Below are 18,068 nucleotides of genomic sequence, written 5' to 3'. Positions count from 1 at the left end.
CAACCGGTGGCAATCTTACCCGCGCACCGTCCAAAAGAAAACAGTTTTTCTGATATTTTCAGAGGGATGCACAACACTTGCACGTAGTGAAATGTTTTCATATAGTGAAATGTCCATGGATTTATGATACCCAGTGAGGGGGACACAATGACGACACGATTGCAGAATGTGGTAAACAGCCTGATTGAAACCATCGTTGCCTACCAGCTTTACCAGACTGCTGGCAACAAAGTTCCGCTGGCGCATGTAGAAGAGGTTGCAAATCCGCTCTATGCAAAACAGGGCGATGAACTGGCGAAGGCACTCGCAGAGCTTATCAACAGCGCGACGCGAAAGTATCCTGACCGGCGTCCCCTGCTGGTCTATATGGCCACCCAGGCAGTTTTCCTGAAGTCACTGACTGATGTGCAGGCGCCGCTTGCTGACAGCACTTTGCCGTATGTTGAGCAAATAGTCTTTAATATCTGCATGAGCCTCGCATATACGGTCAGAACCGTTCAGGAAGAAATGTTTATCGCAAAATGCCATTATCCCATGCCGCACCTTGATCTGTTGACTCGCTTAACTGCGCCCGCTGGCGGGGAACGGGAAACAAAGATTCGTATTCAACAGGGCTCAAGCGCCTCTTCTTCCAGCGAAGCGGGGGTGTACTCGACGTTCGTACTTAAAGGCTGCGACAGAAGCAACGCCTATGCCGGCAAAAATGTAACGGTTGCCGGAGAGAAAATACTTTTACACTTTTACAAGAAAGCAGGCATGCGGGAAACCCTTTTTGCAGATAAGGAAAAACTGGCCGGGGACATCAAAGAACTTCAGGCACTTGTTCATAAACTCTGTAAAGATCACCAGCAGACCTTTTTAATCGCCCAGAAAGCCGAAGCCCTGCCTCAGATTGAAAAAGAACGTGACAATCTGCGGCAGGCATATGCAAGTCTTAAAGATAAGAACGATGCGGATGAGGCGCGCATTGCCGAACTGATGGCCGATATTGCAGCTTTACAACAAGAGCTTGTCAGACAGGAGCGGGAAAATACGGCATTAAGGGAAGAGCTTTTGCAGGTCAGTGAAGAGCTTCAGCAGGTGCGGCAAAAAAATTCAGGCTACCGCGAGGAAGTTGAGCGACTGACGACTGAAAACAGCCGGCTTATCAGCGAAATGCCGCGCCAGAGTATGCCAGCCGGCGCCGATACCGGATTAGCAGGCTTTTTTCGTCACAACCTCTGGGGTGCAGGCAGCAGACGGTTTGTGGATGGACTCGGCGGTTTGCGGGTGGTTACCGAGCCATCGCAAACTGATGATGCAGCCCCCGAGGAGGTATCCCCACCCTCACCTTTTTACGCAGGTTTTGACGTGCAGTAGCTCTTCTGGATTAAAGAAATAACGATTTATTCGCGCTGACGGGCAGTTTCGCGGTATACTGCCCGTTACACGTATTGATAGCCTGTCATGCGACCTTATGAATAACATTGCTCGATTCTGGCGCCGGGGACTTTGGACCCTTATCAGCCTCTCTTTTGTCCTGGTGGTATGCGCCTCCATTCTCTACCTTTACCTCGAAAGCCAGCTTCCGAATGTGGATTCGCTGAAATCCGTACAAATGCAGGTTCCACTGCGTATTTATACGAAAGACGGCCTCCTGATGCAGGAATATGGTGAAGAACGCCGCATCCCCGTCACCTTTGACGAAATTCCCCCAACACTCGTAAATGCGCTGCTCGCAACGGAAGATCAACGTTTCTTTGACCATTCCGGGGTCGATGTCATGGGACTTGGTCGCGCCGCTGTTCACATGCTCCAGACCGGTACCAAGGGTCAGGGCGGCAGCACGATTACCATGCAGGTTGCCAGAAACTTCTTTTTAAGCCGCAAAAAGACCTTTCTGCGAAAATTCAATGAGATTTTGCTCGCCATGAAAATTGACCGTGAGCTCAGCAAGGAAAAAATTCTTGAGCTGTATCTCAACAAGGTCAACATGGGCAATCGCGCTTATGGTGTGGCGGCAGCTGCCAAAACCTACTACGGTAAAACACTGAAAGAACTGACGCTTGCTGAAATGGCGATGATTGCAGGGCTTCCTCAGGCCCCTTCCACGCAAAATCCGATTGCCAATCCAGTAGCTGCAAAAAAACGACGTGACCATGTGCTCGAGCGTCTGCTGGAAGAGAAATTCATCACGAAAGCGCAGTATGACGAAGCCATCAACACACCCGTCGCAACTGAATACCATGGTGCAAACATTGAAGTCAGCGCGCCCTATGTCGCAGAGATGATTCGCCAGTCACTTTACGAACACTTTGGCAAAGACACCTACACCAAAGGTTACAAGGTGTATACCACCATCGACAGCACGCGGCAGAAAGCCGCGAACGCGGCTGTCCAGAGCACCCTGCTTGCTTACGACAAACGTCACGGCTACCGGGGAGCTGCCGCCACGCTTGCGCCTGAGAAACTTGAAAGCCAGGAGGCGCGCCATGCTCTGTTTGCGAGCCATCCGCGCATTAACGATTTGCAGCCTGTTATTGTTATGGCTGTGGCTGATAAAAGTGCCAGTGTCATCACGCGCCGCAATGAAACTCTGACCCTGAACTGGGAAGGCATATCCTGGGCGCGCCCGGCACTGCGCCGCGGCTGGGTTGGGCGAGCGCCGCAAAAGGCGACAGAGGTCCTGCACAGGGGTGATTTGGTGTACATCCGTCCGGTAAACGGGCAATGGATACTCTCCCAGCTCCCGAATGCAGAAGCGGCACTGGTCGCTCTAAACCCCAACAATGGCGCGATTGAAGCGCTCGTAGGTGGCTTCAGTTTTGAAAAAAGCAAATTTAACCGCGTTACCCAGTCTGGACGCCAGCCAGGCTCAAGCATCAAACCCTTCATTTATGCGGCCGCCCTTAATAAGGGATACACGCTTGCCACACTTGTGAATGATGCGCCGATTGTGGTTGATGATTCCAGCCAGGCGGGTCTCTGGCGTCCACACAATGACAACGAAAAGTTCAATGGGCCGACACGCCTTAAAGAAGCGCTGGTTCGCTCGCGTAATCTTGTCTCCATACGTATCCTTGATGACATCGGTATAAGCTACGCCATCAATTTTATCAGTCGTTTTGGCTTCAATAAGGCCAGCCTGCCGCGTGGTTTGTCGCTGGTGCTCGGCACACTTTCCGTAAGCCCCATGGACCTGACCGCCGCCTATGCAGTATTTGCCAACGGCGGCTATCGCATAGAGCCTTATCTGATTGAACGCATTACTGACAGCGATGGTGCCGTTCTTCTGCAGGCAAAACCTGCGGTTGTATGCACCGACTGCAGTGAAAGCCAGCGCGATGCCTCAACGGCGGCACCACGCGTTATTCCTGAAGACATTGCGTTTCTCATGAATACCGCTTTGCAGGACGTTATTCGCCACGGTACCGGCCATGGGGCCGCGGTGCTGAACCGCACGGATATCGCCGGTAAAACCGGTACGACAAACGATCAGGTGGACGCCTGGTTTGCGGGCTTTAATGCTGACCTTGTAGTGACCGCCTGGGTTGGCTATGACAATCCGCAGTCCCTCAACGAGTATGCTGCAGGCGTTGCTCTGCCGCTGTGGGTTGAATTCATGAAAGTGGCCCTTAAGAACACACCGGTGCACAGCATGGCACAACCACAAGACATCGTGACGGCCAGTATCGACCCGGCCACAGGCCTGCTTGCAAAACCTGGCCAGCGTAACGCCATCACCGAGTACTTCCAGAAAGATGCTCTGCCTGAGTCTTCAGGCATGCCGAGTAATTACGGTGCTCAGGAAGAAGTGGATGTACAAGAGAGTTTATTTTAAGCGTTTACGTAACCATTCACCACGTTCACCGAAAAGCCATATTTGGCGCATCTTGTGCGAACGCATTACAAAAAACTGCTCACATACCGGTGTATGCTGCGCTTTTTTTGTAATACGTTCGCGCAACCTGCACTCAAATCTGACTTTTCACCTAAAGCATTCAAAATGTGGTGAATAGATACGCGTTTACAAACACTTGAGCTGAGAATCGATGCCCCTGTTCAACGCAGGTTGGATTTAGCAAAAAACGGTATACCCGCTTGTTAACAAGCGGGTGGAGTGAGGCGGCTTATCGGTATTCTTTAATCTGAAATTTTAAAAAGCTGTCGTTTACTCCGGTACTAAACACAACAAAATTATCTTTTTCCCTGTAATCCGTTTTTGGATAAATAAAACAGGACGAACCGTGAGCAATGTAATCGAATGAAAAGGATACTGTTGAATTGCTATCAAGATTAGTGATGTGCAGGACGCCCCGAACATTACCACGTGTGCCTTTTCCTGAGAAGACTTTATAAAAATCGCCGGTAGGATTTATTATCTTGTTTGAAATGACTTTATCCCCATTTTTCTTTTTGTTAACCGTACCCTTAGACAGGTTCAACGTGTATTGATAATGACTCGGTCCGCTAATACTCAAAGACAGCTTATCGCAAGGACTGGAAAGAGCAACTGAGGAGAAGATGCTTCCTGTTAAGACGCCTATCAATAATTTATTCATATTTCCTCACGGTATTTAAAGATACAAAAAACCACCTGTGTTGACATCTGGGAGCGCGAATCAGACTTTTTTTGACCGAAATATCCATTCACAACACGCCCTGACATCTGTAGGTGCCTCGATAATAAACCATTTATAGTGCTGACTATCGTGCGTCGTGAGTTTATCACAAAGCGATACCATTTAGCACTAAAATGAACCATTAACGGCTATTCACGATATTCTGCAGAGGGTGATTTTTAGGGTCTGTTGACATTTGGTGGTGCGAAGCGAAAATCACGTCAATTTAGGCCAAATTTTATCTTGAGTGAGGCGAATGGCCGGCTCTATTTAACGAACTCAAGATTAAATTTGGACAAATTGACGTGGTTTGCAGCCGTGTCACCAATTGTCAACAGACCCTGGATATACCGGGTATGATAAAAAGGGTAAACCGCCATGCAGCGGTTATCCTGTTACATCCTTAAGCCATATCAGTGTCTAACACGGAAGTCGCACGACTGTTTTGCGCCAGATGCCCGACATCCACGCGCACGAAAAGAGAATCGCCGAGTGCCGTCAGCGTATCACCGGCGTACACTTCACAGATAACGCGCGTTTTACGGCCTAATTCGCCTTCTACACGTGCCCGCAGTCGTAGTATCTCGCCCATGGGCGTGGGTTTTATATACTTGATGCCGAGCGAGCCGGTAACACAGTCAAGCGGCGGCAGCGCCCCGGGCGCACGCCCCTCGGCTCGGTAATGCGAGGCCATGGCTGTCCAGTTTGAATGGCAATCAACGAGGCAGGCAATCAATCCTCCGTACACAAGACCCGGCCAGCCGCTGAAACACGCTTCAGGCCTGTGCGTCATCACAACGTGAATATTGTCACTGTCCCAATAACTTTTAATGCGCAAACCCTGCGGGTTTTGTGCGCCACACCCAAAGCAGATGCCTTCGGGCGCAATAATATCCTGCAGGGCAGGTTGATGATTCATCAATGCCTTCCTCGTATAACAGTTCTAACCATTCACCACCACGCTAAAATGCTCGTGTGTTGTGTTGAATGGTTACCTTATTTCTTTGAAGCCGCAAGCATCCAGTGCGCTTTTTCATGCGCGGCTATCCTGTCACCAAGCAGCACAACTGTGCCCTCGTCACCGGCTTCCTCGGCGATTTTCAGCGTCTCGTTCAGCACTTTTACGAGCGTCTGGTTATCTTCTGCAAGTTCTTCGAGCATTTGCTCAGCACTTGCGCCAGAATCCCCATCTTTCAGCGTTTTCAAGCTGTCGTATTCACGAAATGTAGCAGGTGCTCTGCTGCCAAGAATACGAATGCGCTCAGCAATCTCATCCACTGCTTCAGCGAGTTCCCGGTACTCTGTTTCAAAGAGCTCATGAATGGCCTTGAAGTTAATGCCCGTCACATGCCAGTGGTAATTTTGGGTTTTTAGATACAGCGCATAGGTATCCGCCAGTAACACGGAAAGGTGTTTAACAAGCTTTTTCATGTCTGCTCCCTGCAGTGTATAAACCTTATAATAATAGCATCAGTTATCAAAAATGAGACAAAAAAAACCCGCCTTGCGGCGGGTTTTTAAGAAGGAGGATGAGAAATTACATCATTCCCATGCCACCCATGCCGCCCATACCGCCCATGCCACCCATGTCAGCAGCAGCATTGTCGTCTTTCTTCGGCAGCTCGGCAATCATGCACTCGGTGGTGAGCATGAGGCTTGCAACAGAAGCCGCATTTTGCAGTGCGGTGCGGGTTACCTTGGTGGGGTCCAGAATACCCATTTCCACCATGTCACCGTACTCACCAGTCGCCGCGTTAAAGCCATAGTTGCCTTTGTTCTCAACTACACGGTTAACGATGACAGATGACTCATAGCCCGCGTTGGCGCTGATTTGACGCAGCGGAGACTCGATGGCGCGACGCAGGATACCAATACCCATGTCCTGATCGTGGTTATCACCCTTCAGACCATCCAGTGCTTTCTGAGCACGAATGAGAGCGACACCGCCACCGGCTACAATGCCTTCCTCAACAGCCGCACGGGTTGCGTGCAGTGCGTCTTCGACACGTGCCTTTTTCTCTTTCATTTCGATTTCAGTAGCCGCACCGACTTCGATAACCGCGACACCGCCTGCGAGCTTCGCAACACGCTCCTGCAGTTTTTCACGGTCATAGTCAGACGTGGTTTCTTCCATCTGCGCACGAATCTGAGCGATTCGGTCGTTGATTTCTGCGGGCTTGCCGACACCGTCAATGATGGTGGTGGTTTCTTTGGTAACCACAACACGCTTGGCGCTTCCAAGGTGCTCCATGGTGGTGCCTTCAAGGGTCATGCCGATTTCTTCGGAAATCACCTGACCGTGTGTCAGAACCGCGATATCCTGCAGCATGGCCTTGCGTCTGTCGCCAAATCCAGGGGCTTTCACTGCACAGACCTTAACGATACCGCGCATGGTGTTAACCACCAGCGTTGCCAGCGCTTCACCTTCAACATCTTCAGCGATGATAAGCAGCGGACGGCCGGATTTTGCAACACCTTCAAGAACCGGCAGCATGTCGCGGATGTTCGCGATTTTTTTGTCAACCAGCAGAATGAAGGGGTTATCAAGTTCTGCAGACATGTTTTGCTGATTGTTGATGAAGTATGGAGAAATATAGCCGCGGTCAAACTGCATGCCCTCAACAACGCGCAGTCTGTTCTCAAGCTCTTTACCTTCTTCAACGGTAATAACGCCTTCTTTGCCACCCTTCTCCATGGCTTCAGCAATGATGCTGCCAACAGCCACGTCGGAGTTTGCGGAAATCGTTCCTACCTGTGCAATGGACTTGCTGTCCTTGCAGGGCTTGGACATGCCTTTCAGCGCTTCGATAACGGTGGACACCGCTTTGTCGATACCGCGCTTCAGGTCCATCGGGTTCATGCCCGCTGCAATGGCTTTGTAGCCTTCACGCATAATCGCTTCAGCGAGTACGGTTGCCGTTGTGGTACCGTCACCAGCGGCATCGGAAGTTTTGGAAGCCACTTCCTTCACCATTTGCGCGCCCATGTTGGCAAATTTATCTGCCAGCTCGATTTCTTTGGCAACGCTGACGCCGTCTTTGGTTACGAGTGGCGCACCGAAGGATTTTTCAATAACCGCGTTACGGCCTTTAGGACCCATGGTTACTTTTACTGCATTGGCAAGAGCGCTCACACCGGCAAGCATTCTCTCGCGCGCATCGTCTGAATAACGTAATTCTTTAGCCATTGTTGCTGTCTCCTCTTTATCAAGCGAATTAAGCGATTACTGCCATGATGTCGTCTTCGCGCATCACGACCACTTCCTGACCTGCCAGCTTGATTTCCGTACCGGAATACTTGCCAAACAGAACCTCATCACCCACTTTGACGGCGAGCGCACGCACATCACCGTTATCAAGCGCCTTACCGGGGCCAACGGCGAGAATCTTGCCGCGAACGGGTTTTTCCGTTGCGTTGTCAGGAATCACGATACCGCCGGCTGTTTTGCGCTCTTCCTCAAGACGCTGTACGACAACACGGTCATGTAATGGACGAATATTCATGCTCGTTCTCTCCTGTTTGTAGTTAACATACCCGACACCCAAACCGTTTCAGGCATCGCCGATGCACTCGCATATGGGGGAGTTTGCGCGCGATTCAAGGGGGAATTTGAAAAATATTTCACATTTGTACTCTGATGAGGCTAAAATCAGGACTCAGTCCACCTTAAGGCTCACAGGCATGCGCACAATTATCAGTTTTTTGCTGTTTTTTTTCAGCGCGCTCACCGCTCATGCATCTCCCCCCGATGCGACACAGGTATTTGTTTTAAGTGCCACACAATCAGGGCCTGACAGCCTGACGCTCACGTGGACTGTCCGTGATGGCTACTTTCTTTATGCTGATAAAATGCACATCAAGACCGGCAAGGGTGCTAATTTTCAGCCAGGCACACTGCAGTTTCCAGCGCCCGAATCCAAAACCGATGCACGCGGAAACGTGCTTGCCATTTACCGAAATACCCTAAAGCTCCCCATTCCGGTGCTGGCTAAAGCACCCGGTGAAGCCCTGCTGCGGGTGGGGTTTCAGGGATGCTCTGATACCGGTTACTGCTACCCTCCACAGTCGCGGGAAGTACGCCTTACTTTTAATGCGGCGCGCGAACTGACGGGCGTGACCCTTGAACCAGAAGCCGTTGAGTCTGCCCCGCCTTCGGCGGCACCAGTCAGCGCCGCTGCAGACAGCTATACGGCGTTGCTGACAGACAGCAACTGGATGATGATAATAATGAGTTTTCTCGGTTTTGGACTGCTTTTAAGTTTTACGCCCTGCGTCCTGCCAATGGTGCCGGTGTTGTCAGGTATTATCGTCGGTCACGGCAAGGACCTCACCCATCGTAAAGCGTTTTTTCTGTCGCTCTGTTACGTACTCAGCATGTCGTTAACCTACGCCTTTGTAGGCGCGCTCGTTGCCGTACTTGGAAAAAATCTCCAGATTGCGATGCAGTCTCCAGTTATTCTGCTCGTTTTCAGCTTGATTTTTGTGGCACTCGCTGCTTCCATGTTTGGCTGGTATGAGCTGCGCCTGCCGGTCAGCTGGCAGGCACGCCTCGCTTCGGTCACGCGCCGCCAGGAAAGTGGTCATTACCTTGGTGCAGCCGTCATGGGGTGCCTGTCGACCCTTATCCTCTCTCCCTGTGTTACCGCTCCCCTCATTGGCGTACTCGGTTACATTGCCAATACCGGTAACGTGCTGCTTGGCACTGTCGCACTTTTTTGCCTTGGGCTCGGCATGGGGATTCCGCTGCTGTTAATTGGTGCCTCCGCTGGCAAATGGCTTCCCAAAGCCGGCGCATGGATGCAGACCGTCAAATCGTTTTTCGGGCTGCTGCTGCTTGCAGTTGCCGTACACCTCTTAACACGCATTCTGCCGCCTACCGTTGGGATGCTGCTTTGGGCCACCCTTCTCGTCTTTTCAGGGATTGGTTTTGGCGCCCTGCTGCCGGCACATACCCATCTTTCGCAGATTCGCCAGGGATGCGGGATTCTGCTGCTCGGGTATGGCCTCCTGATTCTCGTGGGCGCAAGCCTTGGCAACACGAATCCGCTGCAGCCGCTTGCCGACAGCAATTCCGGTATCAGTTATGCCGCCGCGGCTCCTGCGCGCGAGACTGTCACGAGCCCCGCCGCTCTTGACAGTGCGCTGGCGCGTGCCGGTTCACGCCCGGTTGTGCTCGATTTTTACGCTGACTGGTGTTCATCCTGCAAGGCCATGGAACTGACCACCCTGAAAGACCCGGCAGTAGAAGCCGCCCTCACTCGCACACTTTTTCTGCGAGTGGATGTGACCGCCAACACTGCTGACAGTCGGGCGTTAATGAAGCGTTTTGGCGTAGTAGCTCCACCTGCATTTATCTTTTTAGCAGCGAACGGGCAAGAGCAGCCACAGCTTCGACTGGTTGGTGAAACCGGGGTCGAGACTTTTTTACAGTCGTTGAATGGCGTATAGAAAATACGCCATTCAACGCTGTTCAATTTCCTTTCGGGAGATTGCTGACAGCAGCGCATCCAGCATGCGGGTCGAAAGCACCCGCTTTAAGAACGCAAACAAATGCGTGGGAAAGGTGACACGGTACTTCGGCTTTGGATGGCGGGCCTCAAGCGCGCGCACAATTTTTTCCGCCACTGCCTCTGGCCCAAGGGTAAACGTTGACTCTGACTTTTGCGCGCGGTAGTGCTTAAGCATAAAGGCGTACTGTTTACTGAAAACACTCTTTTCAGTATCAATTCTTTTGAGTGACACATCAACGGCACTGTCACGAAAATGGCTTTCGACAGGACCTGGTTCGATGGTAATCACCTGAATGCCGGCAGGTTTAAGTTCAAGTCTCAGTGTGTCGCTCAAGCCCTCTACCGCGTATTTGGAGGCATTATATGCCCCGCGAAAGGGCATGCTGACAAAACCGAGCAGTGAGCTGATATTGATAATCCGACCGTGCCCTGCGGCACGCATGACAGGAATCGCGAGCCGGGTCAATTCCATCAGTCCGAAAACATTAGTCTCAAACTGCTCACGCATGACGTCTCGCGAAATATCTTCAAGCGCCCCGGCCTGCCCATATCCGGCATTGTTAATGAGCCCGTCAAGACGGTTACCCGTAAGGCTCAGAACTTCAGCAAATCCTTTACCGATGGATTCAGAATCCTGCATGTCCATGCAGACTGTCATCAGGCCCTCAGCGCGCAGGCGCTCCACATCCTCGATTTTACGGCAGGAAGCAATCACCTGATACCCGCGTGATTGGAGCATTCGCACACAGGCAAGCCCGATGCCGCTTGAGCACCCGGTAACGAAGACGGATTTAGAAACATTTGCAGACATTGCGTATTCCCTTTCTAGAAGATGCTTTTTATAGCGAACCGAGCTCATAAAAGCAACCGTCTTTAGCAGGGAAAGGCCACCAAAATTAAATACCTAAGACCTTTTCCCTGTATTGATCCTGTGTACCAAAAAATCGTTGTCTTCCCAGAGCTCATGCTGGAGTTAGCCCCGTGCCGGCACATGGATGGGTTCCCGCCTGCGCGGGATTGACAGGATTCGGGGTGTGTACGGAGGCCAAAATCTCTCCCACACTGTCTTATCCGCGCAGGCGGGGATCCATTCGGGGTGTGGCACGGAGCCAACGCATGGTACGATTCAGCCTGGTAACGGTACAAAAATACACGTGAATCCTCCGGCGCGGAAAACGTGAATGGCACGCGAGAGCGCGTACTGTCACGTGCCCGTCTGCGTTACCGATACAGTGAACATCTATTGAAAGCAATGTAAATGTCCGGTGCACAGCAACTAAAACGGATGCTTTATAAACAGGTTTTAGTGATCGTCCCCTGCCGCCTTTCCTCAGGCAATGGACAAACCTCTGCTTAAAACGTATAATCTGCACATTTTTTTGCATAAATGCCATTATGAACCACAAAGTCGGATTCGTGAGTCTGGGTTGTCCTAAAGCGCTGGTTGATTCCGAGCGCATTCTTACACAGCTGCGTGCACAGGGATATGAAGTCGTATCGAGCTATGAAGAAGCCGGGGTGGTGGTCATTAACACCTGCGGATTTATCGAGTCGGCCATTCAGGAATCGCTTGAAACCATCAAGGAAGCCATGGCAGAAAACGGGCGCGTCATCGTTACCGGCTGCCTCGGTGCGAAAGCGGATAAAATTCGCGAAGTCTGCCCGGACGTGCTGCACATCAGTGGCGCACATGCCTATGAAGAAGTGGTTCGTGCAGTTCATACGCATCTGCCGCCGCCAGAAAACCCCTTTACAAGCCTGATTCCGCCCCAGGGCATCAAGCTGACACCGCGTCATTACGCCTACCTCAAAATTTCAGAAGGCTGCAACCAGAAATGTACGTTCTGCATTATCCCGACGATGCGCGGCAAACTTCAAAGTTATCCCATGCAGCAGGTGCTGACTGAGGCAAAACGCCTGCGCGATGCCGGGGTGAAGGAATTGCTGGTGATTTCTCAAGACACCAGTGCCTATGGTGTGGATACACGCTACCAGCCAGTCTCATGGCAAAATCGCGAGGTGCCAACCCGGTTTTTCAATCTGTGCGAAGAGCTGGGTGAGCTTGGCATGTGGGTGCGCCTGCATTATGTCTATCCGTATCCGCATGTTGATGACATCATTCCCCTCATGCGTGACGGCCTTCTACTGCCCTATCTTGATATTCCGCTTCAGCATGCAAGCCCCGCGGTATTAAAGGCCATGAAACGCCCGGCCGCTGCCGAAAATACGCTGGAGCGCATCCATAAATGGCGCAGCATCTGCCCCGATATTACCCTGCGCTCAACGTTTATCGTTGGGTTTCCGGGTGAAACTGATGCCGATTTTGAAGCACTGCTCGACTTTCTCGAAGTCGCACAGCTCGACCGTGTGGGGTGCTTCCCCTACTCGCCGGTCGAGGGCGCGAAAGCCAATGACCTGCCAAATCCGGTCAGTGAAGCTGTGCGCGAAGAGCGTTTTCATCGTTTCATGCAAACACAGGCACGCATCAGCCATGAACGCCTGCGCCAGAAAGTCGGCACACAACAGAAGGTGCTGGTCGATGCCATTGATGACGGGCAGATTGTTGCCCGCAGCAAAGGGGATGCACCGGAAATTGACGGACTGGTTTATATCGCCACACAGGAAGGCATCAGCGTTGGTGATTTTGTCAATGTGCGCATCACCGACAGCGATGACTATGACCTTTTCGGTGAAACGATCGCATAAACCGCTTCACAGGCGGCTTTTACCCGAGTCATAAGAGGGGTCATCAGCGCCTCTGACTCGGGTTTTCCCTTAAGCACTTCTGCATGCAGGCACGTATGCAGTTGCGAGAGCGCCTCACGCAAAAACCGCGCTGTTTCCTGTGGCAGAAGACCGTCATGACCAAGGCGTGTTAAGAGTAACGCGGTACGCGTCACCCGTGCCCAGTCTCCCCGTGCGTTCAGAAGTACCAGAAACTGCACCAGAAACTCAATGTCCAATAATGCATCCCGAGCTTCACTGGTTGAATGCATGCGGGTGCGCATCGAAAGAATGGCCTCCTTCAGCATGTCGCCGTTGCGCGCCAGCCGCAGCACTTGTGTCTTAATTTCATACCAGCGCCCTCGAAGTTTTGAGGTGCCCACCACCATGCGCGCCCGAAGGAGCGCCTGGTGCTCCCAGGCCCAGGCGCTTTCGCACTGGTAAATGTGAAAGGCATCCATGGTACTCAACAGGAGGCCCGAAGCACCGGAGGGTCTTAATCGGGTATCTACCATGTAAAGCTGGCCATTCTGCAGCCGGGTTGTCAGCATATTAAGAATTTTTTGAGCAAGGCGGGTCAGGACACTGACCGCCTCTCCCTCTACCGTATGCAAAAAAACGAGATCAAGATCTGACCCGTAGTGCATTTCGCGCGCACCCAGTTTTCCATACGCAATGACAGCAAAGCGTTTGGAAAGACTCCTGATTTCGGGATATCGGGGCATGAGTGCATCGCAGGCGGTTATGACCACTTCCCCCACCAGCACTTCAGCAACATCTGATAAAAATCGTGCCGCACTCTCTGCACGCCAGACGCCAGACAGTTCGGCCCGTGCGCACAGCACCGTTTGCTTTAACCGAAATTCACGCAGCGCATTCTCAAGTTGTTCAGAGTCACGGCTTTCAGCAAGCAGCTGCTTCAATATATCCTTAAGGGCTCGGCGTGTGGGTGGCCGTGATGGCGGAGGCAGTTCAAGCAGCACTTCAAGAAGAAACGGATGGCTGATGACAAGCTCGGACAGAAAGGGACTTTGTTGAAACCAGTGCAGGAGCTCTTCCAGAGCGCGCGGATTTTCTGTCAGTAAGGCAAGGTACGCACTGCGCCCTACCGTCTGTTCCAGCATGCGAATGACCAGCACGAGGAGCGTATCAGTAGCGGGAACACCAGTAAGCTTTAGCAGTAAAAGCACCATAAACCGGTCAAGACGCAGACGTGCCGCCTGGCTCAGGCGCTTGCAGCGCGATCCGTGGCGAAAGGCATGCAAAAGCTGGCAACAGCGTTTCGCGTTCGAAAAGCCAAGACTGTCAAGCAGGTTCACCGCCATCTCGGTTTCTATCTGTCCCTGCCAGACAGTGAGCATCTGTGAAGCAATAAGGCGTCCTTTATCCTCATAGCCTTCAACGCGCAGAAGCTGCGCTTCAAACACATGGTTAATCACATGCTGTGCATGAGCAAGGTGATCAAGGAGCGCAGACCCGTCAGGAATATTAAGCGCAAAGGCGAGCCTCATACACATAAGGGCATCTTTGGGAAGTGCGTGTGTCTGGCGGTCTTGCTGGAATTGCAGCTGGTTTTCAAGGCGACGCAAAAAAAGATAGGCGGCTTTCAAGCGTGCGGTGTGCGGCAGGAGCTTCGCGGTTCGAATGGCCTCAAGTGCTGCAAGCGCTCCGGTTTGTTGAAGGGCTGCATTTCGCCCGCCGCGAATCAGCTGGAAACTTTGTATGATAAATTCGAATTCACGAATACCCCCTCGCCCGCGTTTAATGTCATCGAGCATTGGATTGCGGTGCACCTCATGCGCTATCATCATCTTCATGGCACGCAGAGATTCAATCACGCCAAAATCGACATACCTGCGATAGACAAAGGGGGTGACGATGCGTTCAAGCCACTCGGGTTTGGGGTCATTACCCAACGCGCGCGCCTTGACCATGGCATAACGCTCCCAGTCACGCCCCTGCTCCTGGTAATACGCTTCCATCCCGGCAAGGGTTGTCACCAGTGGCCCGCTTTCTCCATAGGGGCGCAGGCGCAAATCCACACGAAACACAAATCCACCAGGGCCTTGCTGCTGCAGCAGCTGTGTAAACTGTTGCAAGGCTTCTGTAAAATACGGCACATGCTGACACGCTGTCTCCGTAACGCCTTCTGCACTGCAAAAAAAGATTAAATCCACATCGGAAGAATAGTTAAGCTCCTGTCCGCCCAATTTTCCCATGGCAAGCGGCAGCAGTTGAACAGTGGCACCGGTTGCATCACGCAACACGCCATGGCGGTTTTGGGCCTGCAGCAGGCAGTAGTCCAGCGCATGAAGAATTAAGGCATCTGCACAATCCGACCAGTCACGCATGCTCGCCGTTGTATCAGCGAGCCCCGCCATTTCCCGAAGCGCAATACGCAACAAATGGCGGTTTCGAAAAATGCGCAAATGGTGCGCAAAGGCTGACATGGGCGTGCTTAGCGACAGGGATTGTAAATCCTGCCTGTAAGCCGGCGGTTTATAAGCGCAATCGCCGCGGTCTTCCTGAAGCAGCTGACGTAAAACGTCAAGCTGCCGTTCTGCGTAATCGCTGACTGCGAGGAGTTTGACCGCCGAATCCCACAGCGGATGCGCCCTGTGTGCTTCAAGAAGGCGTTCTGCCCGGGAAATTTTTTGATAAAGCGCATCCTTCGCATCCGGTTCTTGCATACACTACTCGTTAAAACACAGGGAGTTGCCAAAATAACCTATACTGCGTGTATTGGAAAGTAGCGGAGAAATTCATGATGCATTGGTTGAAAGGATGCATTTGCGCCCTGTTCATGGTGGCTTTCCAGACACAGGCGGCCGATGAGCAGGCGGTTTTACGGATTGCCACCACGTTTAACACCCCTCCTTTTGTCATGCAGGGCGCAGGCGAGCGGTTGTTTGGCTTTGACGTGGTCATGATGAACCATCTGTGCCGTCAAATGCAGCGTACGTGTCGTTTTGTCATGATGCCCTTCAACGAGATGCTCCCGGCCGTAGAACAGGGACAGGTGGACATGGCCGTCAGTGCCATAATCATTACCCCGGAACGTGCAAAAAAAGTACTTTTTTCTATTCCCTATATGCCTTCAGAATACCGATTCCTCGCCCTGTCCTCTAAAAAAACCCTTCCAGAAAGCCCAACCAAACCCGCTAATCAGCGCATTGGCCTGCAGATGGGCAGCGCATACATCAACGCACTTAAAGCTCAGGGCATCAGTGAAAAACAAGTCGTTGTTTTCTCTCGAGGCGATGAAGTGATTAACGCACTCACTCAAAATAAAATTGATTTGGCTGTTTTAGACAACCATTCGGCCCTTTACTGGAAAAGCATATCATCAGGCATCGTGCAGCCACTCTGGAAAGCGCGGCCAATCGGTGGCGGTTTTGCCATTGCCGTGCGCCCGGATGCGCCAAATCTGCAAAAGCGCGTTAATGACGCGCTGCGTGAATTCATGAACAGCCCACTGTTTCAAAAAGAATATGACAAGTACCTGATGCGATTTTAAAAGCATGATTAGAGGCTGTGTACCGGACCTGTGTGCGGGACAAAAAATCGTTATCTTTCCAGAGCTCATGCTGGAGCTAGCCCCGTGCCGGCATATGGATGGGTTCCCGCCTGCGCGGGAATGACAGGATTCGGCTTGAGTACAGAGGCCAAAATCTCTCCCACACTGTCTTCCCCGCGCAGGGGACCCATTCGGGATATGGCACGGAGCCAACGCATGGAACGATTCAGGCTGGTCACGTTACAAAAATACACGTGAAAAGAATTAAAATGTCAGGTGCACAGTATCAGCGATCTTAGTGAACGGTACTCTCGCTCACAAGGCAGCGGGTAATCACCTGGCGGGTGATGCGTTCGCCCTCTTCCACGCCATATTGGGACTCAAAATATTCGGCAAGCAACGAAACCCATCCGGCAAGGCGTATGTTGACACTGCGCGCCATCGGCTCAATAACGGCCTCAAAAAGACCTATGGGTCCGCCATTTTTCATAAAGGCGTACTCTTCCATTATCTCCTGCGCCACGCACAAATCTTCTTCCCTTGTGGGCCAGTCATACTGCATACGAGTGTCCCCCCCATTATTGCCTGACATGGAGTATGGGGGTGGTTTTTTACTTTTCAAGCGTGTGAGGAAGGTTCGCCCTGTAATTCCTGCCAGAGCGTGACAAACAGCACCATCACGATGGGGCCTGCGAAAAGGCCGAGAAGTCCGAGTGTTTCAACCCCTCCGAGAATTCCAAAAAGCACCGCGAGAAACGGCAGTTGAATGGCGCCTCCAATCAATACCGGCTTCACAAAGTGATCGGCAATAAACATCACTACTGTTCCCCAGATAATGACCACAATGCCTGACCACAGGCTGCCTGATGCAAGGAGCAGAAAAGCGACAATGGCAAACACGACTGGTACTACAAAAGGAATCATCGCGGCAAGTGCAGTTATGCAGGCGACAAGCGTGGGGGCTGGAAACTCTACCAGCACGTAGCAAAGCCACATTAACACCCCAACCCCCATTCCTACCGCTATCGTCCCGTTTACGGTACCTCGCAGTGCGGAAGGCAGGCGGTTCGCGTAGCGAAACCAGCGTCGACCAAGGCAGTATTCGCCAATGCGGTTGACCTGCGCAAACAAGGCATCGCCATCACGGAAGAAAAAGAACAGGCTTAACAGTGTAAATCCAAGTTGAAACCCGCGATGCGCAAGGTTAAGACCAATCTGCTTGATGTAATAACTTGCCGGAGCAAGGGAAACGTGCAGGTTAGACAGCAAATCACGCACCTTTCCAGGCTGACCAATGTTGGTATTCCAGTATTCGATGAGTTCGTTACTCACCCCCGGAATATGCAGGAAAAAATCGGGCGCCCTCCCCCCATCGCGATTGATAACCTGGAGATAATTCACAAAAATCTGTGATTCTTTCACTAATAGCCCGACCGCCCAGGTCAGTGGCAGCACCAGGAGCAGGGTAATAAGCGCCGTAAAAAGGAAGGCCGCCAGCGTCTGCCAGCGACCGAACCAGCACCGCCAGCGCGTATAGAGCGGATACGTTGCAATTCCAATCACCGATGCCCAGACCATGGACGGGATAAACCGATGGATAATAAAAAGCGCAAAAGCGACAATGCCCACGGTCAAGCCAAGGCTTAAGAGCTCTTTGTGATCATCATTCATGCATGTCCCCGTTCGCACATACGTTAGTCGATGCCCATCATACTG

General features: G+C 51.9%; 14 protein-coding genes. 5 read left to right on the top strand and 9 right to left on the bottom strand.

Annotated features, from left to right (window positions below):
• Positions 1-147: 147 nt before the first annotated feature.
• Complete coding sequence (locus tag E4T54_RS10810; RefSeq protein WP_028387408.1) at positions 148-1,359, top strand: hypothetical protein; 1,212 nt, start codon at positions 148-150, stop codon at positions 1,357-1,359.
• Positions 1,360-1,456: 97 nt separating this feature from the next.
• Positions 1,457-3,820, top strand: a complete 2,364-nt coding sequence (locus E4T54_RS10805; RefSeq protein ID WP_028387409.1) for a penicillin-binding protein 1A — start codon at positions 1,457-1,459, stop codon at positions 3,818-3,820.
• A 289-nt stretch (positions 3,821-4,109) separates the two neighbouring features.
• Here E4T54_RS10805 and E4T54_RS10800 read toward each other — a convergent pair whose 3' ends face one another.
• The 5 genes from E4T54_RS10800 to groES form a co-directional block, all read right to left on the bottom strand.
• On the bottom strand, positions 4,110-4,541 hold the full coding sequence (locus tag E4T54_RS10800) for a hypothetical protein (RefSeq protein ID WP_028386912.1): 432 nt from the start codon (positions 4,539-4,541) through the stop codon (positions 4,110-4,112).
• A gap of 463 nt (positions 4,542-5,004) precedes the next feature.
• Entirely contained in the window at positions 5,005-5,520 is a 516-nt protein-coding gene (locus E4T54_RS10795; protein ID WP_028386291.1) for a PaaI family thioesterase, read from the bottom strand.
• Positions 5,521-5,597: 77 nt separating this feature from the next.
• Complete coding sequence (locus E4T54_RS10790) at positions 5,598-6,032, bottom strand: Dps family protein (protein ID WP_028386292.1); 435 nt, start codon at positions 6,030-6,032, stop codon at positions 5,598-5,600.
• 106 nt (positions 6,033-6,138) lie between these two features.
• On the bottom strand, positions 6,139-7,788 hold the full coding sequence (gene groL / locus E4T54_RS10785) for a chaperonin GroEL (protein ID WP_028386293.1): 1,650 nt from the start codon (positions 7,786-7,788) through the stop codon (positions 6,139-6,141).
• A 28-nt stretch (positions 7,789-7,816) separates the two neighbouring features.
• Positions 7,817-8,104, bottom strand: coding sequence for a co-chaperone GroES (gene groES, locus E4T54_RS10780; protein ID WP_028386294.1), 288 nt, complete (start codon positions 8,102-8,104; stop codon positions 7,817-7,819).
• A gap of 178 nt (positions 8,105-8,282) precedes the next feature.
• Between groES and dsbD the strand changes: the two genes are divergently transcribed.
• Complete coding sequence (gene dsbD / locus E4T54_RS10775; RefSeq protein WP_028386295.1) at positions 8,283-10,049, top strand: protein-disulfide reductase DsbD; 1,767 nt, start codon at positions 8,283-8,285, stop codon at positions 10,047-10,049.
• Between the two features lie 12 nt (positions 10,050-10,061).
• Here the strand turns inward: dsbD and E4T54_RS10770 are convergent, their stop codons facing one another.
• Positions 10,062-10,922: an SDR family NAD(P)-dependent oxidoreductase gene (locus tag E4T54_RS10770; RefSeq protein WP_028386296.1), complete on the bottom strand. Its 861-nt coding sequence runs from the start codon at positions 10,920-10,922 to the stop codon at positions 10,062-10,064.
• A gap of 584 nt (positions 10,923-11,506) precedes the next feature.
• On the opposite strand from E4T54_RS10770, the gene rimO reads away from it, so the two are divergent.
• Positions 11,507-12,817, top strand: a complete 1,311-nt coding sequence (gene rimO / locus E4T54_RS10765) for a 30S ribosomal protein S12 methylthiotransferase RimO (RefSeq protein ID WP_028386297.1) — start codon at positions 11,507-11,509, stop codon at positions 12,815-12,817.
• Here rimO and glnE read toward each other — a convergent pair.
• Positions 12,787-15,525, bottom strand: coding sequence for a bifunctional [glutamate--ammonia ligase]-adenylyl-L-tyrosine phosphorylase/[glutamate--ammonia-ligase] adenylyltransferase (gene glnE, locus E4T54_RS10760; protein WP_051550882.1), 2,739 nt, complete (start codon positions 15,523-15,525; stop codon positions 12,787-12,789). The two genes, rimO and glnE, sit on opposite strands and share 31 nt — an antisense overlap.
• 74 nt (positions 15,526-15,599) lie before the next feature.
• On the opposite strand from glnE, the gene E4T54_RS10755 reads away from it, so the two are divergent.
• A complete protein-coding gene (locus E4T54_RS10755) occupies positions 15,600-16,352 on the top strand; it encodes a transporter substrate-binding domain-containing protein (protein ID WP_035902104.1) in 753 nt (250 codons plus the stop codon).
• 295 nt (positions 16,353-16,647) lie between these two features.
• Here E4T54_RS10755 and E4T54_RS10750 read toward each other — a convergent pair whose 3' ends face one another.
• Both E4T54_RS10750 and E4T54_RS10745 read right to left on the bottom strand, forming a co-directional pair.
• Complete coding sequence (locus E4T54_RS10750; protein WP_028386299.1) at positions 16,648-16,914, bottom strand: hypothetical protein; 267 nt, start codon at positions 16,912-16,914, stop codon at positions 16,648-16,650.
• Between the two features lie 56 nt (positions 16,915-16,970).
• Positions 16,971-18,023, bottom strand: a complete 1,053-nt coding sequence (locus E4T54_RS10745) for an AI-2E family transporter (RefSeq protein WP_028386300.1) — start codon at positions 18,021-18,023, stop codon at positions 16,971-16,973.
• Between the last annotated feature and the right edge of the window lie 45 nt (positions 18,024-18,068).

The organism is Legionella geestiana (assembly GCF_004571195.1).
GTDB lineage: Bacteria > Pseudomonadota > Gammaproteobacteria > Legionellales > Legionellaceae > Legionella_B > Legionella_B geestiana.
The sequence above is the reverse complement of the archived record's forward strand: the minus strand, read 5'-3'. Positions and strand labels throughout refer to the sequence as shown.

What these genes read in the sequence shown, in the direction of transcription:
- rimO (WP_028386297.1), top strand. Translation starts at nt 11,507, where the DNA reads ATGAACCACAAAGTCGGATTCGTGAGTCTGGGTTGTCCTAAAGCGCTG.
- groES (WP_028386294.1), bottom strand. Translation starts at nt 8,104, where the DNA reads ATGAATATTCGTCCATTACATGACCGTGTTGTCGTACAGCGTCTTGAG.
- E4T54_RS10750 (WP_028386299.1), bottom strand. Translation starts at nt 16,914, where the DNA reads ATGCAGTATGACTGGCCCACAAGGGAAGAAGATTTGTGCGTGGCGCAG.
- E4T54_RS10800 (WP_028386912.1), bottom strand. Translation starts at nt 4,541, where the DNA reads ATGAATAAATTATTGATAGGCGTCTTAACAGGAAGCATCTTCTCCTCA.
- E4T54_RS10745 (WP_028386300.1), bottom strand. Translation starts at nt 18,023, where the DNA reads ATGAATGATGATCACAAAGAGCTCTTAAGCCTTGGCTTGACCGTGGGC.
- dsbD (WP_028386295.1), top strand. Translation starts at nt 8,283, where the DNA reads ATGCGCACAATTATCAGTTTTTTGCTGTTTTTTTTCAGCGCGCTCACC.
- E4T54_RS10755 (WP_035902104.1), top strand. Translation starts at nt 15,600, where the DNA reads ATGATGCATTGGTTGAAAGGATGCATTTGCGCCCTGTTCATGGTGGCT.
- E4T54_RS10790 (WP_028386292.1), bottom strand. Translation starts at nt 6,032, where the DNA reads ATGAAAAAGCTTGTTAAACACCTTTCCGTGTTACTGGCGGATACCTAT.
- E4T54_RS10810 (WP_028387408.1), top strand. Translation starts at nt 148, where the DNA reads ATGACGACACGATTGCAGAATGTGGTAAACAGCCTGATTGAAACCATC.
- groL (WP_028386293.1), bottom strand. Translation starts at nt 7,788, where the DNA reads ATGGCTAAAGAATTACGTTATTCAGACGATGCGCGCGAGAGAATGCTT.
- E4T54_RS10795 (WP_028386291.1), bottom strand. Translation starts at nt 5,520, where the DNA reads ATGAATCATCAACCTGCCCTGCAGGATATTATTGCGCCCGAAGGCATC.
- E4T54_RS10770 (WP_028386296.1), bottom strand. Translation starts at nt 10,922, where the DNA reads ATGTCTGCAAATGTTTCTAAATCCGTCTTCGTTACCGGGTGCTCAAGC.
- glnE (WP_051550882.1), bottom strand. Translation starts at nt 15,525, where the DNA reads ATGCAAGAACCGGATGCGAAGGATGCGCTTTATCAAAAAATTTCCCGG.
- E4T54_RS10805 (WP_028387409.1), top strand. Translation starts at nt 1,457, where the DNA reads ATGAATAACATTGCTCGATTCTGGCGCCGGGGACTTTGGACCCTTATC.